This is a genomic window from Mesorhizobium waitakense (assembly GCF_056431085.1).
In genome coordinates this window covers 1-25,442 of sequence record NZ_JBWKME010000102.1, presented here as the reverse complement: position 1 = coordinate 25,442, position 25,442 = coordinate 1, and the positions used below count along the sequence as shown (strand labels likewise).

General features: G+C 61.4%; 17 protein-coding genes and 2 tRNA genes. 14 read left to right on the top strand and 5 right to left on the bottom strand.

Annotation, left to right across the window (positions count from 1 at the left end):
• The first annotated feature begins 77 nt into the window (after positions 1–77).
• From AC07FD_RS22285 to AC07FD_RS22255, 7 genes are all read left to right on the top strand, one after another.
• Positions 78–1,244 (top strand): ROK family transcriptional regulator, encoded by a 1,167-nt coding sequence (locus AC07FD_RS22285; RefSeq protein ID WP_478351567.1) that lies wholly within the window; start codon positions 78–80, stop codon positions 1,242–1,244.
• On the top strand, positions 1,241–2,005 hold the full coding sequence (locus AC07FD_RS22280; RefSeq protein ID WP_478351566.1) for an ATP-binding cassette domain-containing protein: 765 nt from the start codon (positions 1,241–1,243) through the stop codon (positions 2,003–2,005). Before AC07FD_RS22285 ends, AC07FD_RS22280 begins: the two co-directional genes overlap by 4 nt.
• 38 nt (positions 2,006–2,043) lie before the next feature.
• Positions 2,044–3,084, top strand: coding sequence for a sugar ABC transporter substrate-binding protein (locus AC07FD_RS22275; RefSeq protein ID WP_478351565.1), 1,041 nt, complete (start codon positions 2,044–2,046; stop codon positions 3,082–3,084).
• Positions 3,085–3,205: 121 nt separating this feature from the next.
• The gene (locus AC07FD_RS22270) at positions 3,206–4,201 is read left to right on the top strand and encodes an ABC transporter permease (RefSeq protein WP_477287909.1); all 996 of its coding nucleotides are present in this window, start codon (positions 3,206–3,208) and stop codon (positions 4,199–4,201) included.
• A gap of 13 nt (positions 4,202–4,214) precedes the next feature.
• A complete protein-coding gene (locus AC07FD_RS22265) occupies positions 4,215–4,985 on the top strand; it encodes an SDR family oxidoreductase (RefSeq protein ID WP_478351564.1) in 771 nt (256 codons plus the stop codon).
• 197 nt (positions 4,986–5,182) lie between these two features.
• A complete protein-coding gene (locus tag AC07FD_RS22260) occupies positions 5,183–8,200 on the top strand; it encodes a beta strand repeat-containing protein (protein WP_478351563.1) in 3,018 nt (1,005 codons plus the stop codon).
• Positions 8,201–8,910: 710 nt separating this feature from the next.
• Positions 8,911–11,172 (top strand): calcium-binding protein, encoded by a 2,262-nt coding sequence (locus tag AC07FD_RS22255; protein WP_478351562.1) that lies wholly within the window; start codon positions 8,911–8,913, stop codon positions 11,170–11,172.
• A 127-nt stretch (positions 11,173–11,299) separates the two neighbouring features.
• Here the strand turns inward: AC07FD_RS22255 and AC07FD_RS22250 are convergent.
• Positions 11,300–11,375, bottom strand: a tRNA-Val gene (locus AC07FD_RS22250).
• A gap of 217 nt (positions 11,376–11,592) precedes the next feature.
• On the opposite strand from AC07FD_RS22250, the gene AC07FD_RS22245 reads away from it, so the two are divergent.
• The 3 genes from AC07FD_RS22245 (at position 11,593) to AC07FD_RS22235 (ending at position 13,889) form a co-directional block, all read left to right on the top strand.
• Positions 11,593–11,669: transfer RNA gene (locus tag AC07FD_RS22245), tRNA-Asp, on the top strand.
• Positions 11,670–12,102: 433 nt separating this feature from the next.
• Positions 12,103–12,669 (top strand): polysaccharide biosynthesis C-terminal domain-containing protein, encoded by a 567-nt coding sequence (locus tag AC07FD_RS22240; protein ID WP_095081292.1) that lies wholly within the window; start codon positions 12,103–12,105, stop codon positions 12,667–12,669.
• Positions 12,663–13,889 carry a glycosyltransferase gene (locus AC07FD_RS22235; protein ID WP_478351561.1) on the top strand — a complete coding sequence of 409 codons (1,227 nt, stop codon included), beginning with the start codon at positions 12,663–12,665 and terminating at the stop codon, positions 13,887–13,889. The genes AC07FD_RS22240 and AC07FD_RS22235 overlap by 7 nt, the downstream gene beginning before the upstream one ends.
• 139 nt (positions 13,890–14,028) lie before the next feature.
• On the opposite strand, the gene AC07FD_RS22230 is transcribed toward AC07FD_RS22235, so the two are convergent.
• Complete coding sequence (locus AC07FD_RS22230) at positions 14,029–15,189, bottom strand: helix-turn-helix transcriptional regulator (RefSeq protein ID WP_478351560.1); 1,161 nt, start codon at positions 15,187–15,189, stop codon at positions 14,029–14,031.
• Positions 15,190–15,547: 358 nt separating this feature from the next.
• On the opposite strand from AC07FD_RS22230, the gene AC07FD_RS22225 reads away from it, so the two are divergent.
• Positions 15,548–18,646: a beta strand repeat-containing protein gene (locus AC07FD_RS22225; protein ID WP_478351559.1), complete on the top strand. Its 3,099-nt coding sequence runs from the start codon at positions 15,548–15,550 to the stop codon at positions 18,644–18,646.
• A gap of 98 nt (positions 18,647–18,744) precedes the next feature.
• Here the strand turns inward: AC07FD_RS22225 and rbsK are convergent, their stop codons facing one another.
• From rbsK to AC07FD_RS22210, 3 genes are read right to left on the bottom strand one after another with little or no spacing between them, the layout of a single operon-like run.
• On the bottom strand, positions 18,745–19,677 hold the full coding sequence (rbsK, locus tag AC07FD_RS22220) for a ribokinase (RefSeq protein ID WP_478351558.1): 933 nt from the start codon (positions 19,675–19,677) through the stop codon (positions 18,745–18,747).
• A 4-nt stretch (positions 19,678–19,681) separates the two neighbouring features.
• Positions 19,682–20,134, bottom strand: a complete 453-nt coding sequence (locus AC07FD_RS22215; RefSeq protein WP_457154674.1) for an RbsD/FucU family protein — start codon at positions 20,132–20,134, stop codon at positions 19,682–19,684.
• A 27-nt stretch (positions 20,135–20,161) separates the two neighbouring features.
• Positions 20,162–21,220 carry an ABC transporter ATP-binding protein gene (locus AC07FD_RS22210; protein ID WP_478351557.1) on the bottom strand — a complete coding sequence of 353 codons (1,059 nt, stop codon included), beginning with the start codon at positions 21,218–21,220 and terminating at the stop codon, positions 20,162–20,164.
• Positions 21,221–21,507: 287 nt separating this feature from the next.
• Between AC07FD_RS22210 and AC07FD_RS22205 the strand changes: the two genes are divergently transcribed.
• The 3 genes from AC07FD_RS22205 to AC07FD_RS22195 all read left to right on the top strand — a co-directional run bounded on the left by AC07FD_RS22205 (position 21,508) and on the right by AC07FD_RS22195 (position 25,305).
• Positions 21,508–23,172, top strand: a complete 1,665-nt coding sequence (locus AC07FD_RS22205; protein ID WP_478351556.1) for a type 2 periplasmic-binding domain-containing protein — start codon at positions 21,508–21,510, stop codon at positions 23,170–23,172.
• A gap of 88 nt (positions 23,173–23,260) precedes the next feature.
• Positions 23,261–24,382, top strand: coding sequence for a carbohydrate ABC transporter permease (locus AC07FD_RS22200; protein WP_478351555.1), 1,122 nt, complete (start codon positions 23,261–23,263; stop codon positions 24,380–24,382).
• A gap of 5 nt (positions 24,383–24,387) precedes the next feature.
• Positions 24,388–25,305 (top strand): carbohydrate ABC transporter permease, encoded by a 918-nt coding sequence (locus AC07FD_RS22195; RefSeq protein ID WP_478351554.1) that lies wholly within the window; start codon positions 24,388–24,390, stop codon positions 25,303–25,305.
• Positions 25,306–25,442 lie beyond the last annotated feature (137 nt).

Sequence of the window (25,442 nt, the reverse complement as noted above, 5' to 3'; positions counted from 1 at the left end):
GCACGAATTATTTTTGAATTCCATTTGACTGAATAAATAAGCGGTGCGAAGCTGAGCTCTCCTAAGGGGCGCACGTCATGGCACTGCGGGGGACCAATCAGGAGTTCGGGCGGCCGTACAACCGGCGCATCGTGCTTGAGTCCATCCGCCTGCAGGGACCAATCGCCCGCGGCGAGATCGCCAGGCGCGTCGGGCTCACCGTCCAGACCGTGTCGACCATCGTTCGCGAGCTCGAAGAGCAGGGCTACATCCTTTCGCTGCGCGAAGAGCCGAAGGGTCGCGGCCTGCCCCCGGCGACCCTGCGCATCAATCCCGAGGGCGGCTATGCCGTCGGTATCCACATCACCCCGTTCGGCATCAGTGCCGCCTTGATCAATCTGAGCGGCGACGTGATCGAGAGCACGTACCGCGAAGCCCCGAACGCGACGCCCGACCACGCCTTCGACCTGATCGGAGCAATGGTGGTTGAATTGACCAGATTGCGGGCTGGGGGGCGGGTCCTCGGGGTCGGCCTCGCCCTGCCCGGCCCGTTCGGCGTCGAGTCCATGAGCTTTGTCGGCCCGACCACCATGACCGGCTGGAAGGATGTGGCGCTGCGCGAGCGGTTGGCGACTTCGACCGGACTGCCGGCCTTCTTTGAAACCGACATGGCGGCGGCGGCCATGGGTGAACGCCTCTACGGCCTCGGCGCGCAATTTTCCGAATACTATTACCTTTATTTCGGCGTCGGCCTTGGCGGCGTCATGGTTCATGACGGCAGCGTGTTGCGCGGCGCCTGGGGAAATGCCGGCGAGGTCGGACACATTCCCGTCATTCCAGGTGGCGAGGCTTGCCCCTGCGGCAACAGCGGTTGCCTCGAAAGGTACCTGTCGCTCGAGGCGTTCCGGCGCTGGAATGGCAGCGAGGCTGATTGGGTGGCGCAAGTCGCCCCGATCTTTCGCAATGCCGTTGCCATCATCGAGAACCTGTTCGACCCTGAAACGATCATCCTCGGCGGGCTGGCCTCCACCGACCTGCTCGAACGGCTGGCCGGTTCAACCGAAGGCCTGCACAACTCCGTCTCGGCGCGAAAGGACCGCACGACGCCTCGAATCATGGTCGCGCGGGGCGGGCAGCATTCGGTGTTGCGCGGCGCAGCCGCCCTTGCGGTTTCCGGAGTGCTGTCGCCGCGCTTCGGCCAGATCTTCACGGCTGAACGCGAACGCGGGCGCGATCTTCTGAAAACCGGAGGAATTGCGGCATGAGCGAACCTCTGCTGGTGCTCGATAACGTCACCAAGAACTATGGCGCGATCGAAGCGCTGAAGGGGATCAGCTTCTCGATCGGCAAGGGCGAGGTCGTGGCGCTGCTGGGCGACAATGGCGCCGGCAAATCGACACTGGTCAAGATCATCGCCGGCGGGCTGGAGCCGACCTCGGGGCGCATGCTGTTCGAGGGCAAGGAGTTTCTTGCCAGGTCGCCGGCAGAGGCCAAGGCGGCGGGCATCGAAACCGTCTACCAGGACCTGTCGCTGTGCACCAATGTCGACGTGGTCGCCAATTTTTTCATGGGCCGCGAGATCACCAGGAAGGTTCTAGGCATCCCCGTGCTCGATGAGCGCGCCATGGAGGCCGTCGTCGAGAAGGCACTGGCCAGCGCCGGCACGCGCATTCCTTCGCTGCGCACCAATGTCGAGCATCTCTCAGGCGGCCAGCGGCAGGCCATCGAGCTCAACCGGTTCGTGCATTGGGGCGGCAAGCTGGTGCTGCTCGATGAACCGTTCGCCGCCCTCGGCGTCGAGCAGACGCGGCGCGGTCTCGACATGATCCGCCAGGTGGCGAGCCAGGGCATCGGCGTCGTCATCATCACCCATATCATGCAGCAGGCCTTCCAGGTCGCCGACCGGATCGTGGTGATCCGCCAGGGCGTCGTGGCGGGCGATGTCGCACGCAACAAGACAAGTCCCGATGCGGTGATCAACATGATCACCGGGGAGACGCTTGCCGGTGCCGGACGGGCGGGCTGAGGGACAAAGAGGGGTCCGGCTTAACAGGAGCGAACGACATGAAGCGAATACTTCTTGCTGTCTTCGGTATCCTGGCACTGGCCTTTGCCACGCTTATGCCGGCATTCGCCCAGTCCAAAGGTACTGTCTACTACATGGTGCCGACATTGCTCGACGAGTTCCAGACCGGCTCGGTGAGCGCGCTGGAGCTGTTCCTAAAGCAGGTCGGCTACGAGGTGAAGACGCTGAACGCCGACAACAAGACCGACGCGCAGCAATCGCAGATGAACGACGTCATCGCGCTGAAGCCGGCGGCGATCATCCTCGCCGCCGTCGATTTCAATGCGCTGAAACCGTCCATCGAGGCGGCGCGGGCGGCCGGCATCCCGGTGGTCGAGTTCGACCGCCAGATCACCTCGACGCCCTCCGACTTCACCTCGGTCGCCGGAACGGTCGAGATCGGCTACGTCGCCGCGGACCAGGCGGAGAAGCTGCTGAAAGCCAAGAACGGCTCGGTGAAGGGCAAGGTCCTGCAGGTGCTTGGCGACCCCGGCGACCCCTACACGCTCGACATCCAGAAAGGCTTTGAGGAGAAGATGAAAGCGTTTCCGGACGTCAAGATAATCTCGCTTCCGGCCATGCAATGGGCGGCGGACGCAGCCGGGACCATCGTCAACGACCAGATACTCGCAAACCCCGACATCGACCTGATCTTCAGCCATGCCGCGCACCTGTCGGTGGCTGCCGTCGCCTCGCTCGAGGCTGCCGGCAAGAAGCCGGGCGACGTCATGCTGATGAGCTCGAACGGCGCTCCGGTCGGCCTCGACCTTATCCGCAAAGGCTGGCTCAATGTCGAAGTCGAGCAGCCGCTCTACGCGCAGGCCGCGGCCGTAGCCATGTTCATGGACAAGGTCGTCAAGAAGCAAGAGATCAAGCCCGGCGAATATGACGTGCTCGGCTTGAAATCGACCGTGACCAAGGAAGCCTGGGGCCCGAACATCAAGATCCCCGGTGCCGCCATCACCAAGGAAAACGTCGACAACCCGGCCTTCTGGGGCAACCAGAAGCCGCCGACGGACACCGTCAAGTCCGTCGAATAGGCACGCCGCATAAACGCTCCGGGCCGTCTCGGTCCGGAGCCCCCCTCTGCAATTCCAACCGCGCATCATCCCTACCGAAAATCGACCTGATTTCGGGGTCATGCGCCAGCCGGATCAGCCCATGAACCCCCGCACGCGCCATGCCCTGGAGTTCGTCCTCGACAACCTCGTCTGGTTCATGCTGCTGTTCGTGCTGGTGGTGTTTTCCATCTTCATCCCGAACTATTTCCAGCTCGGCATCTTCGCCAACATCATCGAGGCGTCGAGCGTGCTCGGCGTCATGTCGATCGGCCTGGCGCTGGTCATCATCGCCGGCCACATGGACCTGTCGGTCGAATCCGTCGCAGCGCTCAGCGCCATGGCAGTCGGCATCCTGTTCTGCTCGTCGGGCATCGGCCTTGGCGTGCAACTGCATCCGGAATGGCTGATGGTTCCGGTTTCGCTGCTGCTGGCGGTTGCGGTCGGTGGTCTCATCGGCGCCTTCAACGGCTATCTGGTGGTGCGGGTGAAGATGAGCGCCTTCATCATCACGCTGGCGTCCTACATCTGGGTGCGCGGCCTGGTGCTGGTCATTTCAGGTGGCCGCTCGGCGCAGGACCTTGCGCCGGCCATCCGCTGGTTCGGCATCCAGCGCCTCATCGGCCTGCCGCTCACCGCCTGGATCGCGATTGCCTGTTTCGTCGTCTTCTCGCTGATCATGGCCAAGACGCCGTTCGGTCGGCATCTCGTGATGATCGGCGGCAACGAGACCGCGACCTTCCGCGCCGGCATCCGGGTGAACCGCAATCTGATCATTGCTTTCGTGCTGGCCGGCGCCATTGCCGGCCTCGCCGGCTGGTTGCTGGCGATCCGCACCTCAGGCGCCACCGCCAATCTCGGCGTCGGCCTGCTGTTCAACGCCTTTGCCGCGGTCGTCATCGGGGGCGTCAGCCTGAAGGGCGGTGTCGGCACCCTGCCCGGCGTCTATGCCGGCGTGCTGCTGCTCTCGGCCATCAACACGGCGATCAACCTGATGGGCCTGCCGGCCAATTACACCCAGGTGATCCATGGCCTGCTGGTGCTGGCCGCCGTGCTGCTCGACGCTTTCAAACAAACCATTCGCCAGAGACTCGCATGACAGGACAGCTCGCATGACCGCACGACTAGAAGGCAAGGTGGCGCTGATTGTCGGCAGCGCCCGCGGCATCGGCAAGGGCATCGCGCTGCGCTTTGCCGAAGAAGGCGCAAAGCTGGTGCTCGCCGACACTGAGGTCGAAGCCGGGCAAGCGACGGCGGCCGGACTGGGCGTTCCCTTCATCCGCACCGACATCTCGCTGATGAACGAGGCCGAGGCCGCGGTGGCGCTGGCGCTCGAACAGCATGGCCGCCTCGACATCGTCGTGCAGAATGCCGGCATCTATCCCTGGCAGTTGATCGAGAACACCAGCGCGGAGGACTGGGACCGCGTCATGGCGGTCAATCTGCGCGGCACCTTCAATGCCACCCGCGCCGCCCTGGTGCCGATGAAGGCGCAGCACCACGGGCGCATGCTCTACACATCCTCCATCACCGGCCCGCACGTGACCAGCCCGGGCCACGGCCACTATTCGGCCAGCAAGGCCGGCATCAACGGCTTCATCCGCGCCGCGGCACTCGAATTCTCCGGCTATGGCATCACCGTCAACGGCGTCGAGCCGGGCAACATCCTCACCGAGGCGATCGAGCTGCATCGCGGCGCGGCCTACATCAAGAACATGGAAGACTCCATCCCACTCGGCCGGCTTGGCAGCCCGCGCGACGTCGCCAATGCCTTCCTGTTCCTCGCCTCCGACGATGCCAGCTACATCACCGGCACGACCATTGTTGTCGATGGCGGGCAATTGCTGCCAGAGGGCAACGACTTCCGGCTCCTGCCGCCTTGATCGCTGCGCCCTGCGGCGCTCCGAAGCCATAATGCTTCCTCGGAAAACTTCCGGCTGCCAACAATACTGTTGAACTCGAATTCCGAGGCACTTCGCTGGCGCCGAACAAGTTGACCCTACGCCTTTATATCAGATGACTCTAATGCAACCGTAGGATACGGTTGCCGTTGGGGCAATGCCAACAACGGGAGGACCAAATGGCTGTCATCAACGGAACCAACGGCAACGACATCAATCCCGGCGTTCAGGACCTGGTCGGCAACGACACAATCAACGCATTGGCCGGTGACGACTTAATTTTCATGGCGATTGGCGGCAATGACCAGGTGAATGGAGGGGACGGCGAGGATGACATTGTCTACGAGGCTTACACAAATGGCCTGACCATCAACATGCAGACTGGTGTCGTCACCGACGGCTTGGGCAACACCGATACGCTCAACAGTGTCGAGGCGGTGAACGCCAGCTACTTCGCAGACAACATCACGATGCGAAATGACGGCTTTTGGGCGTATGCCCGGGCGGGCAACGACATCATCCATCTGGGATCAAACGGCGGTATGATACTGCCGGGAAGCGGCACCGACACCATCATTGGCGGCGCCGGCAACGATTTGGTCTCCTACAGGGACGACGGTTTTGACTATGGAAATGACGTCGATGGCGGCGGCATCATCACACATGGTGCCACGATCAATTTGACGACCGGCGTTGTAATTGACGGCTGGGGCTTCACGGATACCCTGACCAGCATCGAGAATGCTGAAGGCACCCAGTTCGCCGACATCATCACCGGCACAAGCGGCAGCAACTATCTTGCCGGCGACGAGGGCAACGACACGCTGATCGGCCTTGGCGGCAACGATACGCTGGATGGCAAGGAAGGTGCCGACACCATGCAGGGCGGGGCCGGCAACGACACCTACTTCGTCGACAATGCCGGCGATATCGTCAGTGAAAGCACGGCCGGCGCCGACGGCAACGATATCGTCAACAGCTACATCTCGATCAGCCTTAGCGATGGCAACCACTTCACGGGCAGCATCGAGAACGTCGCACTGCGCAGTGCGGCTTCAATCAACGCCACCGGCAACAGCCTGGCCAACGCGCTGACCGGCAATTCGGGTGTCAACATCCTGATCGGCCTTGGCGGCAATGACACGCTGGACGGCAAGGAAGGTGCCGACACGATGCAGGGCGGCATCGGCAACGACACCTACTATGTCGACAATGCCGGCGATCTCGTCGACGAGAGCACCGCCGGCGCCAACGGCACCGATGTCGTCAATGGCTATGTCTCGATCAACCTTGGCGATGGCAACCACTTCAAGGGCAATATCGAGAACGTCGCGCTGCTCAGTGCGGCCTCGATCAACGCCACAGGCAATAGCCTGGCAAACATCATCACCGGCAACAGTGGCAACAACATCATCAACGGAATGGGCGGCGCCGATACCATGAGCGGCGCGCAAGGCAACGACTCGTACTTCGTCGACAATGCTAGTGATCATGTGATCGAGGCTAGCGGCCAGGGCACCGACACAGTCAACAGCACGATTTCCTTCGATCTCTCAGGCCAGGAACTGGAAAACCTGACACTGATCGCCGCGGCAAACATCAACGGAACTGGCAATTCCCTCGCCAACGTTCTCAATGGCAACGCTGGCGTCAATACGCTGATCGGCCTTGAAGGCAACGACACACTGGATGGCAAGGGTGGTGCCGACACGATGCAGGGCGGCATCGGCAACGACACCTACTATGTCGACAATGCCGGCGATCTCGTCGACGAGAGCACCGCCGGCGCCAACGGCACCGATGTCGTCAATGGCTATGTCTCGATCAACCTTGGCGATGGCAACCACTTCAAGGGCAATATCGAGAACGTCGCGCTGCGCAGTGCTGCCTCGATCAACGCCACAGGCAATAGCCTGGCAAACATCATCACCGGCAACAGTGGCAACAACATCATCAACGGAATGGGCGGCGCCGATACGATGAGTGGCAGCACCGGCAACGACACCTACTATGTCGACAATGCCGGCGATCACGTGATCGAGGCCAGTGGTCAGGGCACTGACACGGTCAACAGCGCGATCTCCTTCAATCTCTCAGGCCAGGAACTGGAAAACCTGACGCTGACTGGATCGGCTGATATCAACGGCACCGGCAATTCCATTGCCAACATCATCACTGGCAACAATGGTGCAAATACACTTATGGGCCTCGGCGGCAACGACACCTTCAGAGGAGGCCTCGGTCTTGATATCATGGATGGAGGAGATGGTCTCGACACGGCCGACTACAGCAACCAAATCTCTGCTGTTGCTGTAAGTCTAACCAAGTTCGTTGACGCTCAAGTCACGATCGGCGGGATCGCGGAAGATACAATTCGCAACATCGAGAATGTCACCGGCGGCAGTGGTGGCGACACATTGAACGGCGATGGCCTCGCCAACGTTCTCATCGGTGGAGGCGGCAACGATACGATAAACGGCGGTGACGGGAACGACACGCTCGTTGGGGGAGACGGGAACGATATCATCAACGGCAATTCAGGCAACGACAGGCTGATTGGCGGACGTGGAAATGACACGATGAATGGCAATTCCGGCGTTGATACGGTCGACTACAGTACCGACGTCAGCAGCGGTGCCGCACATGGTATCGTCGTCAATCTCTGGGCAGGCGGCTCGCAACTGGGGGTGGCAGCCGATACCGCAACGGATTCGTTTGGGAATATGGATAGCGTAACCAATATCCCCAATGTCATCGGTACGCAGTTTGCGGATCAGATATTTGGCGGCGGGCATGACAACATCCTGACTGCCGGCGCGGGCAACGACATCCTCGACGGCCACCTGGGCAACGATACACTGATCGGCGGAACTGGCAGCGACATTTTCGTTTTCCATACAGCGCTCGACGCCTCGACCAATGTCGACCGCATCACCGACTTCTCGGTGGTCGACGACACCATCCAGGTCGACAACGCGATCTTCGCAGCGCTTGGCGGCAACGGCACGCTGACGGCCGACCAGTTCGTCAAGAACACCACCGGCCTTGCCGGTGACGGCAACGACCACATTATCTACGAGACCGACACCGGCTGGCTCACCTATGATAGCAACGGCAGTGCGGCGGGTGGTGCCATCCACTTCGCCACGCTGGCCGCCAACCTCGCGCTGACCAACGCCGATTTCGTCGTGGTGTGAGTAAAACAAAAGCCGCCTCGGCGTGAGCCGGGGCGGCGATGGATTGTCCCAGCAGAAAAACTTGAAGCGCAATCATCGTCGTTGCGTTTGATCGTTGCGAGAATGGCGGGCTATTCCCGGCGTTCAGGCCAGCCGATCAGCAGAGCGAAGAAGGTTCGATACGGACGGACGGCAGGACCCCTTGCCGGCAAGAAAATATTGCGAGAAAAATTTCGGCGACATCGGCCAGATACAGAGCGCACATAGACCGCATCGCTCTAGCCACCAAAAGAAATTCTAAAGTGGCACCGATCATGGATGCCACGCCAGTGCTTTGGAGAACATATGTCTGTCCTCAACGTTGCCACAACACATGATTACGCCCCAGACGATCTGGTCAACATTACTGCATCCAGGTCGACAATGCGATCTTCGCAGCGCTTGGCGGCAACGGCACGCTGACGGCCGCGCAGTTCGTCAAGAACACCACCGGCCTCGCGGGTGACGGCAACGATCACATCATCTACGAGACGGACACTGGCTGGCTCACCTATGACAGCAACGGCAGTGCGGCGGGCGGCTCAATCCATTTCGCCACGCTTGCCGCAAATCTCGCGCTGACAAACGCCGATTTCGTGGTGATCTGAACACGGCTTGTGCGCAATCCCAACAGTACGCGATGCCGGCTGCTGGCCATTTTCCACCACGCCCGTAACGAAAAGGAGAGAGCCATGCCCATCGGACGCATCGGACAGGACTTCATCGTCAATTCGACGGCAACAAACAGTCAGTTTAGCCCCGCGATCACGGCGCTGGCCGACGGCCGCTTCGTGGCCACCTGGTATTCCTATGATCCCGGCGACGGGGATGGCAGCTGCATCCGCGCCCGCGTCTACAACGCCGATGGTTCAGCGGCCGGCAGCGACTTCATCGTCAATTCGACGGCAACGAGCCCTCAGTCTAGCCCGACGATCACGGCGCTGGCCGATGGCCGTTTCGTGACCACCTGGCAGTCCAATGATCCGGGCGACGGCGACGGCACTTGCATCCGCGCCCGCGTCTACAACGCCGACGGTTCAGCGTCCGGCGGCGACTTCATCGTCAGTTCGACGGCAACAAGCGATCAGTATAATCCTGCGATCACTGCGCTGGCCGATGGCCGTTTCGTGGCCACCTGGCGGTCCAATGACCCCGGCGACGGCTACGGCAGCTGCATCCGTGCCCACATCTACAACGCCGACGGCTCAGCGTCCGGTAGCGACTTCATCGTCAATTCAACGGCAGCGGGCGATCAGGTCAGCGCCGCGATCACGGCGCTGGCCGATGGCCGTTTCGTGGCCACCTGGCAGTCCGCTGATACCGGTGACGGCAGCGGCACTTGCATCCGCGCCCGCGTCTACAATACCAACGGATCAGCGGCCGGGAGCGACTTCGTCGTCAATTCGACGACAACGGGCGATCAGTCTGACCCCGCGATCACGGCGCTGGCCGATGGCCGCTTCGTGACCACCTGGCGGTCCAGTGACCCTGGCGACGGCGACGGCACCTGCCTCCGTGCCCGCATCTACAACGCCAACGGTTCAGCGGCCGGCAGCGACTTCATCGTCAATTCGACGGCGACGGGCTCTCAGTCTTACCCCGCGATCACAGTGCTGGCCGATGGCCGCTTCGTGACCACCTGGCAGTCCAGCGATACCGGCGACGGCAGCAGCCATTGCATCCGCGCCCGCGTCTACAACGCCGACGGTTCAGCGGCCGGCAGCGACTTCATCGTCAATTCGACGGCAGCTAGCGATCAGGCCAACCCGGCAATCACGGCGCTGGCCGATGGCCGCTTCGTGGCCACCTGGGAGTCCTATGACCCCGGCGACGGCAGCGGCGGCTGCATCCGTGCAGAGATTTTCGACCCGACCATCTTCGTCGGCACGGTCGCCGAAGACATCTGGCAGGGCAGCAATGTCTTCGCGGACCACATCAACGGCGGCGCCAGCGCCGACACGCTGTCGGGTCTGGGCGGTAACGATACGATCGGCGGCGATGCCGGCAACGACATCCTCAACGGTGGCGACGGCAGTGACAAACTGTTTGGCGGAGCCGATACCGACACGCTCAACGGTGGCGCCGGCGCCGATCTGATGAGCGGCGGCACCGGCAACGACACCTACTGGGTCGACAATGCCGGCGATCATTTGATCGAGCTGAATGGCCAGGGTATCGACAATGTGCAGAGCACCATCTCCTTCAACCTTTCCGGCCAGGAACTGGAGAACCTGGCGCTGCGGACCGGCGCCTCGATCAACGGCACCGGCAATTCCATTGCCAACGTCATCACTGGCAATTCGGGCGTCAACATCCTGATCGGCCTTGGCGGCAACGATACGCTGGACGGCAAGGAAGGCGCCGACACCATGCAAGGCGGCATCGGCAATGACACGTATTTTGTCGACAATGCCGGAGACCATGTCGTCGAGCTCAACGGCCAGGGCACCGACAATGTCCAGGCCTATGTCTCCTTCAACCTGTCGGGACAGGAACTCGAGAACCTGGCCCTCCGGACCGGCGCCTCGATCAACGGCACCGGCAATTCCATTGCCAATGTCATTACCGGCAATTCGGGAGCGAATGTCATCAACGGTCTCGGTGGCAACGACACGCTGAGCGGCAGCACTGGCAACGACACCTTTGTCTTCACCACGGCACTGAACGCCTCGACCAATGTCGACCGCATTACCGACTTCTCGGTGGTCGAGGATACCATCCAGGTCGACAATGCGATCTTCGCAGTGCTTGGCGGCAACGGCACGTTGACCGCCGACCAGTTCGTCAAGAACACAACTGGCCTTGCCGGTGACGGCAATGATCACATCATCTACGAGACGGACACTGGCTGGCTCACCTATGACAGCAACGGCAGTGCGGCTGGCGGCTCAATCCATTTCGCCACACTCGCCGCCAACCTCGCGCTCACCAACGCCGATTTCGTCGTGGTGTAAGCAGGCAACGCCACATGGGGCTCGCCACATCAGGACTGTGTGTCGGGCTCCCGGCGCCAGCGACGGCTATGCGGTTGCTGGCTCCAGGGGAGTGCTGGCGCCACAGGGCCTTTTGATTGAAGAAATCTGGTGGGCGATGACGGGCTCGAACCGCCGACATCTTCGGTGTAAACGAAGCGCTCTACCAACTGAGCTAATCGCCCGCTCCGGGCCGGACCTTTAAGCGGTCAAGGTCGGCTTCGCAAGGCCAAATGAGCTGGGGATGCCCTGGTTGGGGGCTGGTTTTGCCAACAAAACGCTGGCTGTCAAAAAACCTTCTCCTGTTTGCTGTTATGCTGTCCTGCCGCGCTTGACACCCGGTGGCGAACCCCTTATCCAGCGCCCCAACGACGAACACGGCTGACACGTGCTCGTCAATGCGCGGGTGTAGCTCAGTTGGTTAGAGTGCCGGCCTGTCACGCCGGAGGTCGCGGGTTCGAGCCCCGTCACTCGCGCCATTTCTCCTAAGGGTATCAAGCCCTTGGCCTCGGAGAAATGTCGACATTGATCGTCAAAATGCTTTCTCGAAAGAGCAGGCCGGATTGTTTTCCGGTCTGAGTTTTTAAGGTGGCGCCTCGGCTTGCAGGCTGCCTCATCACGGATCTTGCATGCCTTCACGGGCGGCATCCCCTGTTTCTTGCAACCCGTCCCGACGGCACTGGCTTGGCCGGATATTCGAAATACCGGCGCAGACGACACCCGATCCGGATTCCGATCCACTGACACACTTGCAGACCGCAAGTCTGGCCGGCCCACGCGCCCAGAACTTTGCACTGCGCCCGAAAAAAGTCGTCGTCGCGATGCGCAAGCTGGTGGTCCGGTCAGGACATCCAGCTAAAATTGTGGGAGTTAGTCCGATCCGACTCGATCAAAATAACGGGGGCTTTGTTCATGAGCGATCATTCCGGGATCCGCGCAAATATTCTCGAATCCACACTGGCCGCGGCTCAGCGGGATCAACGGACCCTCGACGAGCAGCGGCAGGGCATTGCGCCTCTGGTAGACGGAATGTCGTTTTTCGACAGCATCCGGCACAATGATGACCGCGGCAGCGTCACGGAGGTCTACGATCCGCGCTGGGGCTGGCACGCCGACCCGCTGGTCTTCTCCTACATCTTCACAATTCGGCCCGGGCTGGTGAAGGGCTGGGGCCTGCACAAGCTGCATGAGGACCGCTATTTTGTGATCAGCGGCGAGTTGGAACTGGTCCTTTATGACCCTCGTCCCGAATCCAGTACATATGGCAAGATTTCGAAGGTTTACCTCTCCGGCAATCGTCCACGCCTGGTCAATATTCCGAAGTTTGTCTGGCATGCCGACCGAAACATCGGAACGTCCGAAGTGGTGGTCATCAATTTTCCAACAATACAGTACGATCACTCAAATCCCGACAAGTATCGACTGCCCATCGACACCGATCTCATTCCCTATGATTTCGGCAGCGCGAAGGGATGGTGAGCAAGCCCCGCTTTTCCATCCTGATGCCGACCCATTCGCGCGTGGACGTCATCGGCTTGGCCATCCAGTCGGTGCTGGATCAAACCGTCGAGGACTTTGAGCTCCTGGTCGTCGGCGACGGCTGCGCGCCCGGCACGGCCGAGGTGGTCGAAGCCTTTCAGGACGCCCGCATCCGCTTCTTCGATTTGCCCAAGGCGCCGAACTTTGGCTACGCGAACCGCAATATCGCGCTGCGCGAGGCTCGTGGTGACCTGATTGGCTTTGCGGCCGACGACGACCTCCTGTTTCCGGATCATCTTGAGATCCTCGCGGATGGCCTCAAAGGTGGGGCTGCTATTGCGTACAGTCAGGCGCTGTGGGTTTCCACCGATGGCGTTGCAGCACCCTTCCTGACCAATCTGGAGCTGGCCGACGAGTTCAGGGTGTTCACCGAGGTCGGCAACACGATACCCGCCAGCTGCTTCCTGTATCGGGCTGATTGCCTGCCGTCGCGCGATGTCTGGCCGGAAGACGTCGCATCGGGCGGGGATTGGCAATTGTGGCGGCGAATCATGCGCGAGAACCCGCGCAATCCCCTCACCTATTGCCGCGTCCCAACCGTCCTGCATTTCAGCGCCAAATGGAAAAATTCGCGTCACTCACAGGCGGGGCAACTGGCTATTTTTCTCGATATCGCGGATGGAGCAGGCTGGTGGCCTTCAGCCTTGCGCGTCTGGATACCGAACGCCAGCAACGAACAGTATGAGTATGCGCGCCTGATGCGCGTCGACCCCGCGGCCTGGAGCGCGCAGATGCGCCGTGCGGTCGGCGACCTAGTGGCACGGCTTGCCTGGGAAGACGTCCAAACGACCCGCCCGATGCTGGCAAGCGCCGAGGCCGAGAAGGCGACGCTGCAGTCTGAAATCTCGCGGCTGCACAATGAGCTGCAGGCGGCTCAGCAAGGCAATGCCGAGCTACAGAGGGCCGCTTCGGACGCGTTCGACAAGGAAGCTGCGTTGCAGCCGGAAATCGCGAGGCTGCGCACCGAGCTCGATCTGGCTCACCAAGGCAACGCCGAGCTACAGAGCGCCGCTTCGGATACAAGAAACGAGAAGGACGAGATCGAACAGGCGCTGCAAGCATGCCGAATGCAAATCGCGGCTTTGTATCAGTCCACAAGCTGGCGCATCACCAGCCCCTTACGCAGGATCTCCACAAGCTTGCTTTCGAAAAAATCATAGGGCTCAAAGTCTTGAACTCAGCTTGGTTGGCGGCATCGGCGATCCGGCCGCCAAGGTGATCATTACCCCTTGGCCAGCAGAGCACCGATGAAGGCGGCGCCCGCCCCCGAGGCAGCGGCGGGCGCGTTATCGCCAACCGTCATGCGATGTTCAATGGGACGGCACCCGGACTGAGCGGCACACCAATATCGGAGACTAGCTTGACGAGGTCCGCCTGCCGCGTCGTGTTGGTCTTGGCATAGATGCGGCCAAGGTGGGTCTTGATTGTGTTCTCACCGACTCCGAGCGACAGGGCACTCTTCTGCGTGGTCAGTCCGCCACCCACGGCCAGCAAAACCCGGACTTCCGCCGGTGTGAGATCGAATAGTGTCGTCAGCACCGCCTCTGAGGGCGGCGCGGCCGAGGTTGTCGTCGAGATGAAGACGGCGGCGCATGCGGGACGGAAAGCCGCGCGCGCGGTCCCCTCGGTCAGTGGCAACACATAGGCAACCGCTGGGGGCTGGCTGGCCGCGGATAAGGGCAAGCCGATGCCGCGCGCGCCAAGCGAGGCATCGGCATGAGCGGCTCCCGATATCGCTTCCAGCAGGGCGCGGCCCGTTATCGGATTTTGTGCCTGGAGGATGCCGTTTCTGGAAAAGATGGGCTGCTGCGTCGAGAGCATCGCCTCGGCACGGCCGTTCGCATAAAGGATCGCGCCATCCGCGCTGGTAAGAACGACGGCGGTTGCAAGATTGTCGAGCGTCGCGCGATAGAGACTGGCGGTCACGCGCGCCTGATCGAGCAGGTCGCCGATCAGGGAAGCGCGGCGCAAATGAGGAGAAAGCAACGCCATAAAGCGCTGCTCCTCCGCAGTGACGGCACCCCTGCTCGCGCGTGTCGTGAAGCTCACGAGGCCGATCCGATCCGAGGTGTGCACGAATTTGGTTATGCAGCCCTCGCGCAATCCCTGCGGGCCTGCCCAGTTCCGGTAGAAAGGTGACTGCTGAAGTTCGGCTTCAGTCATGCTCGACAATGTCGATAACGGTGTGTCGATGTCGCCGACGACCACGGCCTTCAGACCTGGAATGTCCTCGAAGCCGTAGTCCTGCTGCAGAACCCCCATTTGCTCCGCATCCCAGGGCGATTGGGCCGCGAAACGGCCATACTGATCGCCGGGATCAGCCAGCGCGATGGTTGAATAGGCGGCGTCCACGGCCTCCGTGAGCCGGACCATGACGACGGTCCAGAACTCCGAATTGAGTGCGCTATCGTAGATGTCGCCGATGATCGACGAAAGCAACTCGTTGCTCAGCCTGTACATTTGCCCCTGCCCAACAGAGCCTTCCCTTTTTGTCAGTCAGGGATACCGCACGCCCTGCCTATACCAGCATGGCCCTGAAAAGCTCAACGCAAGCCGAAGGATTTCTGAGACCTCATTCTTTCGGGTGACGACATTGCAACACGCCAGGCCTAGTGGGCCGCACAAGGCAGTTCCAGAGCGCGTCAATTCAAGGCGCCCTGGCACTGAGTAGCGTCGGATTCCAAGACTGCGTCCAGGCGCAAGGACTCAGGAAAACGTCTGCTTCAATTGAGAATCAGCTTTGACGGGGGTCAGCATGTCGGTTTGGAATGGTCTTGCAGGTGGCGCGTGGTCCAACGCTTCATTTTGGACTGGCGGCGTGCCTGACGCAATCGGTGCTACAGCGGATTTCAGCAATCTAGGTGTCAGCCTCACGCATCACATCGACCTGGCGGTTCAGGGTCCGTTCACTGTCGGCACCTTGAATCTGGCGAGTTCCGCCATCGAGAATTACAGTCTCGAACACGGCTCGCTCATCATGAACAAGGCGGGCGGTGCGATCATCAGCGTAACGTCGACCTCCAATCTACAGGCAAGCGTGCTGGCGTCGTCGCTGACGCTGCAGCTCAATGCGGCAACGTTGATCGCGACGACCGGAGGCAACACGACCCTCGACGTTCAGGGGCAGATTACTGGAACGGGACTCCTAACCAAATCCGGCCTCGGCACCCTGAAGCTGTCTGATGCGACCAACAACTGGTCGGGCGGAACGCAGATCAATCAAGGCACAGTTTCGTTTGGCGCCGCTGCGTTTGGAACGGGAGACATCACGTTCGCCGGCGACAGCGTGTTCCGGTCTACAGGCGGCGCGACGCTTGCCAACGATCTGATCGAACTCGCCGGCGTTTCAACATCAATCAGGGCACAGACGGGCACGTCACTTTCGTTGACCGGTACCTTCGCGGCGCTCGGCGGCGCCGGGACCACCGTGCATTTTGGCAGCGCGACGGATAAGGGAACGATTTACTTTGGCTCAAGCAGCATCACCGCCAATGATGCGGGCTCGCTTGCCATTGACGGCGGCACGCTGAGAGCGGGCAAGGCGTTCGCGTCCTTCACCAACGGGCTGGCCAACACCAATATCGCGGCCGGAGCGGTTCTCGACGCCAATGGCTTCTATCTGGAACTGAACCATCTGACCGGGGCGGGCTTGATCACCAACAACGGCCTTTCCGATGTTGTCGCTAACGTCTATGAGGTCGGCAGCTCCATCTTCTCGGGCGTTTTCGCGAATAGCTTGAGCCATACAGGGTTCAACAAGAGCGGCACCGGGACCCTGACATTGTCAGGCGCCAATACTTACTCCGGCACGACCACTGTCGCGATCGGAACATTACGGGCGGGAGCCGACCACGCCTTCAGCGCCACTAGTGTCGTCGACGTAAAAGCTGGCGCGACGCTCAATATTAGCACTTTCGACCAAACCATCGCCGGACTGACCGGCAGCGGCCAAGTCCGGGCCGATACTGTTACCACGGCCACCTTGACGACGAGTATAAGCCTTGACGACGTGAGGGAGTTTGCAGGCGTGATCTCGAACGGCTCGGCGGTATTTGGCGAGCTCAACCTGATAAAAAGCGGCGCCGGAACGCAGGTTCTGTCGGGCCTGAACACCTACACGGGCCAGACTACAATAGCGGCGGGAACATTGGTGCTGTCCGGGTCGGGTTCGATTGCCGATTCATCCGGACTGGCCATTTCCGCAGGGGCCACTTTCGCTCTCGGCGGGCTGTCGGGAAACAGCGCGTCGGTACAGGCATTGGCGAATGCCGGCACCGTCAGCTTCGGCGGAACGACGTTGCATCTGCTCGATCAGTCAGCCGCCCTGGGAGGCACATATATAGGGTCGGGCTTCACCGATGGTCTTCACATAGACCTCGATGCGACAGCGTCGAATTTCAGCCTTTCGACCGCAACTTTCACCAACTGGGCAGATTTTACTGACCAAATCGCCATCGTTGGCAATGGCCTTGCCAATACGATTACCGGGTCGTCCCACGCCGATACCATTAGTGGCGACCTCGGCAACGACGTGCTGATCGGCGGAGGCGGCGAGGACAATCTGAATGGTGGCGACGGTTCGGATACGGCCTCTTATGCAAGCGCTGCCGCAGGCGTCATTGCGAACCTCTCAAATCACAAGGTCAATACCGGCGACGCCAACGGCGACAGCTATACCCTCATCGAAAACCTGACCGGATCGAGCCATGCGGACCAGCTCTACGGCAACGATGTTGCCAATATTCTGGATGGCGGCATCGGTGCCGATACCATGACCGGCGCACAGGGCAGCGACTCATACTACGTCGATAATGCCAGCGACATCGTCAGTGAGAGCACCGCCGGTGCCGACGGCACCGACACCGTCAACGGCTATATCTCGATCAACCTCGGCGATGGCAACCACTTCACGGGCAACATCGAGAACGTCGCACTGCGCAGCGCGGCCTCCATCGACGCCACCGGCAACAGCCTGGCCAACGTGCTGACCGGCAATTCCGGCGACAATTTGCTGGACGGCAAAGGCGGCGCCGACACGATGAGCGGAGCGCAGGGCGACGATACCTATTATGTCGACAATGCCGGCGATATCGTCAGTGAAAGCACCGCCGGCGCCAACGGCACCGACACCGTCAACAGCTACATCTCGATCAGCCTTAGCGACGGCAATCACTTCACCGGCAATATCGAGAACGTCGCACTGCTCGGTGCTGCCTCGATCAACGCCACCGGCAACAGCCTGGCCAACGCGATGAACGGCAATTCGGGCGTCAACACGCTCACCGGCCTGGGCGGCAACGACACACTGGATGGCAAGGCGGGCGCCGACACCATGCAAGGCGGTATCGGCAACGACACCTACTATGTCGACAATGCCGGCGACCATGTCGTCGAGCTCAACGGCCAGGGCACTGACAATGTCCAGGCCTTCGTCTCGTTCAACCTGTCGGGACAGGAACTCGAGAACCTGGCGCTGCGTAGCTCGGCGAGCATCAACGGCACCGGCAACTCGACCGCCAACATCATCACCGGCAATTCCGGCAACAACGTCATCAACGGCCTCCTCGGCAATGACACGCTCTCCGGCAGCACCGGCAACGACAGTTTCGTCTTCACCACGGCGCTGAACGCCTCGACCAATGTCGACCACATCACCGACTTCTCAGTGGTCGAAGACACCATCCACGTCGACAATGCGATCTTTGTAGCGCTTGGCGGCAACGGCACGCTGACCGCCGACCAGTTCGTCAAGAACACAACCGGCCTTGCCGGCGACGGCAACGACCACATCATCTACGAGACGGACACCGGCTGGCTCTATTATGACAGCAACGGCAGTGCCGCTGGCGGCTCAACCCATTTCGCCACGCTGGCCGCAAACCTCGCGCTGACCAACGCCGATTTCGTGGTGATTTAGCCAGATAGATTCTACCGCTCGCACAGCCACCTGATCTCGGCTGTGAATGATCGTGCACCGATAAGGATCGAACACAGACGGTCGCCTACACAAGGCTGTCAGGTCGCCTGCGCCAGCAGCGCCTCGACCTCCTGCAGCGTCGGCATGGACGGCGCGGTGCCCGGTCGCGTCACGGAAATACCGGCAACGGCGCAGGCAAAACGCACCGCCTGCAGCGGCTCGACACCTCGCGACAGCGCGGCGGCGAGGCCACCGTTGAAGGCGTCGCCCGCCCCCGTGGTCTCGACAACCGCCCCCGCACTGACGGCGGGAACATGCTCGGAGCGGCTCTTCGAGTGCAAGAGCGCGCCCTTGTCACCAAGCGTGACGATGACGGTGCCGACGCCCTTTTCAATCAGACTTGCGGCGGCGGCGCGCGCCTCATCGAGCGAGGAGACCTTCATCCCGGTCAATTCCTCCGTCTCCGTCTCGTTGGGCGTGAGATAGTCGCACAGCGTGTAGATGCGGTCGGGAAGTCTTGCCGCCGGGGCCGGGTTGAGGATGGTCGTCACCCCTGCCCCGCGAGCGATCTCCAGCGCCCGCAGCGCGGCATCGATCGGTTGTTCGAGCTGGGTGACGAAGACGCCGGCGCTGCTGATCAGCGTGGCGTTGGCTTCGATATCGGCCGGCGAAATCAGCATCGCCGCGCCGGGACTGACGATGATGGCGTTGTTGCCGGTCGTCTCCTCGACGAAGATGTAGGCGGCGCCGGTATAGCTTTCCGGCGTGTCGATGACGGCATCCTTGACGCCCGCGCCGGCCCAGGTCCGCCTCGCCATGTCGGCGAACGGGTCGACGCCGAGGCGGGTGAGGAAGGTGACGTCGGCGCCGAGCTTGCCAGCGGCGACCGCCTGGTTCGAGCCCTTGCCGCCCGGCCCCAGCTTGAACGAGTTGCCGAGGATCGTCTCGCCCATGCGTGGCTGGCGATCGGCGCGGTAGGCGGTATCGGCGACGAACACGCCAAGGACGACGACAGGCTTGCCCGAGACCATGCCGCTACTCCGCATCCGGCGGCACAACGCCCTTGCGGAAGGCGAAGCAGCCATAGAAGCGGCGCTCACCGGTCTGGATGACGCAATAGGCCTGCTTGGCGCGCTCGTAGAAAGCGTAGCGCTCGACCGCGATCATCGGCCACGATTTGCCTTCGGCCTTGTCGATTTCCTTCTGCACTTCCTTCTGCACGGGCGGGATCTCGTCCGGTTTGCCGACGATCTCCATGCGCGCCGCGGCATCGTCGACGAACGTATCCAGCGGGTAGAGCGACAGCACGGCCTTGGCCACGTCGGCGGCCGGCGCATCGATGCGCAGCAGGCGGCCGAGCGCCGTCTGGCGCGCCACCGAATCGGCCGGAAAATTGGTGTCGGCGATGATCAAATCATCGCCATGCCCCATCGCCCGCAATGCCTGCAGCACGTCGGCATTGAGCAACGGATTGATCCCTTTGAGCATAATATTCCTCGTGAAGTCGGTTGGAGATCAGAGACGCCTGCCGGTCTCGGCGTCGAAGAGATGGATCTGGTCGAGCCGCGGCTTCAAGGTAAGCGTGTCGCCGGGCTTGAAGTCGTGGCGTTCGCGAAACAGTGCCACCATCTCACCCTCGCCGAAGCGCAGGAACACCAGCGTTTCCGAGCCGGTCGGCTCGACCACCGAAATCCTCGCCGGCACGCCATCGGGATGGATCTCGAGATGCTCCGGCCGCACGCCGTAGACGACAGCCTGCCCGTCCCGCGCGGCATTGTCCGATGCGATCGGGAACAGCGAGCCTGATATCTCGACGCCGGCCTTGCCGCCCTTGCGCATGGTGCCCTTGAGAAGGTTCATCGAAGGCGAGCCGATAAAGCCGGCGACGAAAAGATTGGCCGGCCGGTCAAACAGTTCCAGCGGTGCGCCGACCTGCTCGATGCGGCCGTCGCGCATGACGACGATCTTGTCGGCCATAGTCATGGCCTCGATCTGGTCGTGGGTGACGTAGATGGTGGTGGTCTTCAGCCGCTGGTGCAATTCCTTGATCTCGGTGCGCATCTGAACGCGCAGCTTGGCGTCGAGGTTGGACAGCGGCTCGTCAAACAGGAACACCTGCGGATTGCGCACGATGGCGCGGCCCATCGCCACGCGCTGGCGCTGGCCGCCGGAGAGCTGCCGGGGATAGCGCTTCAGGTAGGGGTTGAGGTCGAGGATGTCGGCGGCGCGCTTGACCCGCTCGGCGACCACGGCTGGATCGGTTTTCCGCAGCTTGAGGGCAAAGGCCATGTTCTGCTCGACCGTCTTGTGCGGATAGAGCGCGTAGTTCTGGAACACCATGGCGATGTCGCGCTTGGCCGGCGGCAAATGATTGACGATGCGGTCGCCGATGGCGATCGTGCCCCCGGAGACGGTCTCCAGCCCGGCCACCATCCTGAGCAGCGTGGACTTGCCGCAACCCGAAGGACCGACCAGCACCACGAACTGTCCGTCGGCGATATCGACGCTGACTTCGTGCAAAACCTTGACGGTTCCAAACGCCTTGGCCACCTTGCTGATTGCGACTTGCGCCATATCTCCCCCATCGGCTCCACTGCCGTAGGCGCAGAAGCTAACCAACGCAATCGGTCAGGGCAAGTCAGTCTCTTATAGATAAAAACCTGCCCTCGTTGACACGGCGTTTGGTTGTGAGAATAGTGACGAGTGCTGGTCCAAAGTCGGAACCAGATCCGCAATCGGAGCTTCAATCGACGCAGGGTGGGGTCCTGCTAATTCGTTTCCGAGCCGGGCGTATCGCTGGCGCTCCAGCGTCCGACAGAATGGCCACATCCATTCACACTGATTTATGGGAGGAATAGTCGATGAGAACAGGTCTTTACGAAAAACTGGTCCGTGCCGGTGCCACAAGGCGCGACATCTTGAAGGGCGCGGCCGGTATGGCCGCCCTCTCGGCGGCATCCGGCGCCGGCCTCGGCGCATTGACGCGTCCAGCATCCGCCGCCGATGATCTGCGCGCGCAAATCCTGCAGGTCCCGGGCGTCGGCAAGGGTCAGCCAACCGACGCCGATTTCCAGAAGGTCGGCGAGATGTGCCTTGGCGCCACCAAGGCCAGCGTCAAGCAAGGCGAGTTTGCCGGTGTCCAGCTCACCTTCATGGGTCTCAACAACCAGAACCTGCACAATGTGCTGTACCGCGGTTTCCTGAAAGCGTGGGAAGACTATACAGGAGCCAAGTTCACCTGGATCGACCTGGCACAGGCCGACTATGGCGCCCGCCTGCAGCAATCGATCGCCACCGGTACCGTCGACTTTGATGTCATCGAGATGGGCGCGCCGTTCGAAGGCGACGTCTGCGGCAAGGGTTTGGCCTCCGAGATGCCGGACTGGGTCAAGAAGCAGATCGATATGGACGATCTCGTCAACTATCTGAAGCCACCTGTCGGCACCTGGGATGGCAAGCAGTACCGCGTGACCGTCGACGGCGACGCGCACAACTTCAACTACCGCACCGACGTCTTCTCCGACAAGGACCTCGCCGATGCCTGGAAAGCTGCGGGCAATTCAACACCGTGGGGCGTGCCGACCACCTGGCAGCAGGTGCAGGCGGTGACCAAGTTCCTCAAGGGCCAGAAATTCAAGGGCCAGGACGTCTTTGGCTATCTCGACGCGCCCAAGCCGTGGGGAGGCTTCGGCTTCTATTTCCTCGGCAGCCGCGCCACCGCCTATGCCAAGCATCCCGATGACAAGGCCTGGCTGTTCGACGCCGACACAATGAAGCCGCGCATTAACAATCCAGCCTGGGTGCGCGCTATCCAGGATGTGATCGACGCGCTGCCGTTCGAACCCGCCGACCAGATCAACGCCGATCCCAACACGACTGGTTTCAGCCAATTCCTCGCTGGCACCGGCTCGATGATCCCGTGGTGGGGCGACATCGGCTCCAACGCCAAGACCAACGATTCCTCGGTCATCGGCGATACGGTCGGCTTCTCGATCCTGCCCGGCTCGGACGACGTCTACAATTCAAAGACCGGTAAGTGGGACAAACTTGCCAGCGGCCCGAACTTTTCGCCGAACTGCGCCTATCTTGGCTGGGGCGTTTATGTCATGGCCCGCGTCGACAGCGACGAAAAGAAGAAAAGGGCGGCCTGGTCCGCTGCCGCCCATCTCGGCGGCAAGGACCTGTCACTCTGGTGCGCGGCGTATCCGTCGGGCTTCCAGCCTTACCGCAATAGCCATTTCAACATTCCGGAATGGGTAGCGGCGGGTTACGACGAGGCGTTCATCACCTCGTATCTCAAGTCGGAAGCCGACAGCTACAACCATCCGAACGCGGCCATCGAGCCACGCATCCCCGGCATATTCCAGTACTACAGCGCCGCCGAGGACATTCTGGCCAACACCTTCGCCGGCAAGATGAAGGCGCAGGAAGGCGCAGATGCCATTGCTGCAGCCTGGGAAAAGTTGACCGACCAGATCGGCCGCGAAAAGCAGGTCAAGCTCTACAAGGCCTCTCTCGGCATGTAGGCTATTATGAAACCGTGGTCCGGCGGCACCGCCGGACCACAGCAGACCGGCTCCGGCTCGTTGATGAGCCTTCAAACGGGCGAGATTTGTGGCTGATCCGACTTCGACCGCGAACCAGTGGCCGGCAGATGCCGCCCCTTCCGATCTGATTTCGCCTGGCCGAAAACGCCTCGGCTGGGCACTGATGGCTGTTGCGACGCTTGGCCTGCTGGCGGTGATCGCGCTGGAGATCCTGTACAAGACCGACGCCGACACTGTCGGCTTCGACACCTGGCGTCCGGTCGTCTACGCCTATGTGCTGTGGGGCGTGGCGCTCGGCATCGGCCAGGTGATGACACGCGGCGAGGACGGCCAGCGTGCCCTTTTCCTGCTGCCGGCGCTGTTGTTCACCATTGCCATGGTGATCTTCCCGACGCTGTTCGGTTTCTACATCGCGCTCACCGACTGGAACCTCAGTTCGTTCAGCGGCCGCAAGTTCAACGGGCTCGCCAATTTCTGGCAGATGCTGGGCGATCCCTACTACCGCAACGCGCTGCTCAACATGGTCCTCTATGTGCTGGCGGTGTCTGTCGAATATGTCATTGCCTTTGGCCTGGCACTGCTGCTCAACGCGCAGATCCGCGCCCGCAAATTCTTCCGCGTCGTCTTCCTGATGCCGCTGATGCTGTCGCCGGTTGCGGTGTCGTGGATGATTGGCAAATCGCTGATGGAGTACCGCTTCGGACCGGCCGCGACGCTGGCACGCCATCTCGGCTGGGAAAATCCCGCCTTCTTCTCCGATCCGATCACGGCGCGTATCTCGATCATGGTGCTGGATGCCTGGACCTTCATCCCGTTCATGATGATCATGCTGCTGGCCGGCCTGCAGGCCATGTCGCGCGAGGTGCTGGAAGCCGCGCGGGTCGACGGCGCGAATGCGTGGCAGACCTTCTGGCAGGTCACCTTCCCGCTGATGCTGCCGGTGTCGGTGACGGCAGTGATCCTGCGCATCATCTTCAAGCTGAAGCTCGCCGACATCATCATCACGGTGACGTCAGGCGGCCCGGGCGGCGCCACTGATTCCGTGTCCAGCTTCATCTATCGCGAATATCGCGACCGCTCGAATGTCGGCTACGGAACCATGCTGGCGATGGTGTACCTGATCATCATCGTCGTATTCGTCACGTGGCTGCTGAAGTTTGCCAGTCGTTTCGTCCGCAATGTGAATTGAGCCAGATGAGCGTCCAGACCACCGAATACGTTGCATCAGAGATCCGCTCGCCGGCGAGCTTCGTCGCCAGCCGCGTTTTCATCTATGGGGCGCTCGTCTTTTGGGCGTTCATCTGCCTGTTCCCGATCTATTGGACCATCACGACCTCGTTCAAGACAGCCGTCGACGTCACCCAGGGCCATCTCATCCCGTTCGTCGACTTCCAGCCGGACTGGAAGGGCTGGCGCTCGCTCGGCCTTTCACCGGATTCGATCTTCCAGACCTCGACGGTGCGCGATGAGTTCTTCAAGCGCTTCATGAACTCGGTGATCACCTCGGTCGGCGCGTCGAGCCTCGCCATCATCATCGGCAGCCTCGCTGCCTACGGCCTTACCCGCTATCGCTACCACTTCGCCTGGTTCAAGAACGAGGACATCTCGTTCTTCTTCCTGTCGCAGCTGATCCTGCCACCGGTGGTGCTGGCCTTGCCCTTCCTGGTGCTCTACCGGGAGGTCGGCCTGCTCGACACGCGCGTCGGACTGATCCTGCTCTACACGCTGATGGTGCTGCCGATCGTCATCTGGATCATGCGCGACCAGTTCAATTCCATACCGGTCGAGCTCGAGGAAGCAGCGCTCGTCGATGGGCTGTCGATCTGGGGCGCCTTCTTCCGCATCGTCATGCCGATCGCGCTGCCGGGCATGGTCGCTGCCTTCATCCTGGCGATGGTGCTGTGCTGGAACGAGTACTTCTTCGCTGCACTTTTGACCTCGACCGACGCCAAGACAATTCCGGTCATGGTGGCGAGCCAGACGGGCTCGCAAGGCATCAACTGGTGGTCCATGGCCGCGCTTGCCACTGCGGCAATTGCGCCATTGGCCGTCATCGGCATAGCGCTCGAGCGCTATCTGATCATGGGCATGACCGCGGGAGCGGTAAAATAAGGCAGCTCCCGTCTTTCCTTCTCCCCTTGTGGGAGAAGGTGGATTGGCGCGTAACGTCAAGACGGATGAGGGGTGCTGGACGGAGCACTATTCTCGCCAAGCTGGAACACCCCTTGTGTGTATCGAATCTGCGAAAG

Excerpts from the sequence above, each read along its gene's own strand:
- AC07FD_RS22285 (WP_478351567.1), top strand. The coding sequence starts at position 78 with ATGGCACTGCGGGGGACCAATCAGGAGTTCGGGCGGCCGTACAACCGG.
- AC07FD_RS22280 (WP_478351566.1), top strand. The coding sequence starts at position 1,241 with ATGAGCGAACCTCTGCTGGTGCTCGATAACGTCACCAAGAACTATGGC.
- AC07FD_RS22275 (WP_478351565.1), top strand. The coding sequence starts at position 2,044 with ATGAAGCGAATACTTCTTGCTGTCTTCGGTATCCTGGCACTGGCCTTT.
- AC07FD_RS22270 (WP_477287909.1), top strand. The coding sequence starts at position 3,206 with ATGAACCCCCGCACGCGCCATGCCCTGGAGTTCGTCCTCGACAACCTC.
- AC07FD_RS22265 (WP_478351564.1), top strand. The coding sequence starts at position 4,215 with ATGACCGCACGACTAGAAGGCAAGGTGGCGCTGATTGTCGGCAGCGCC.
- AC07FD_RS22260 (WP_478351563.1), top strand. The coding sequence starts at position 5,183 with ATGGCTGTCATCAACGGAACCAACGGCAACGACATCAATCCCGGCGTT.
- AC07FD_RS22255 (WP_478351562.1), top strand. The coding sequence starts at position 8,911 with ATGCCCATCGGACGCATCGGACAGGACTTCATCGTCAATTCGACGGCA.
- AC07FD_RS22240 (WP_095081292.1), top strand. The coding sequence starts at position 12,103 with ATGAGCGATCATTCCGGGATCCGCGCAAATATTCTCGAATCCACACTG.
- AC07FD_RS22235 (WP_478351561.1), top strand. The coding sequence starts at position 12,663 with ATGGTGAGCAAGCCCCGCTTTTCCATCCTGATGCCGACCCATTCGCGC.
- AC07FD_RS22230 (WP_478351560.1), bottom strand. The coding sequence starts at position 15,189 with ATGTACAGGCTGAGCAACGAGTTGCTTTCGTCGATCATCGGCGACATC.
- rbsK (WP_478351558.1), bottom strand. The coding sequence starts at position 19,677 with ATGGTCTCGGGCAAGCCTGTCGTCGTCCTTGGCGTGTTCGTCGCCGAT.
- AC07FD_RS22215 (WP_457154674.1), bottom strand. The coding sequence starts at position 20,134 with ATGCTCAAAGGGATCAATCCGTTGCTCAATGCCGACGTGCTGCAGGCA.
- AC07FD_RS22210 (WP_478351557.1), bottom strand. The coding sequence starts at position 21,220 with ATGGCGCAAGTCGCAATCAGCAAGGTGGCCAAGGCGTTTGGAACCGTC.
- AC07FD_RS22205 (WP_478351556.1), top strand. The coding sequence starts at position 21,508 with ATGAGAACAGGTCTTTACGAAAAACTGGTCCGTGCCGGTGCCACAAGG.
- AC07FD_RS22195 (WP_478351554.1), top strand. The coding sequence starts at position 24,388 with ATGAGCGTCCAGACCACCGAATACGTTGCATCAGAGATCCGCTCGCCG.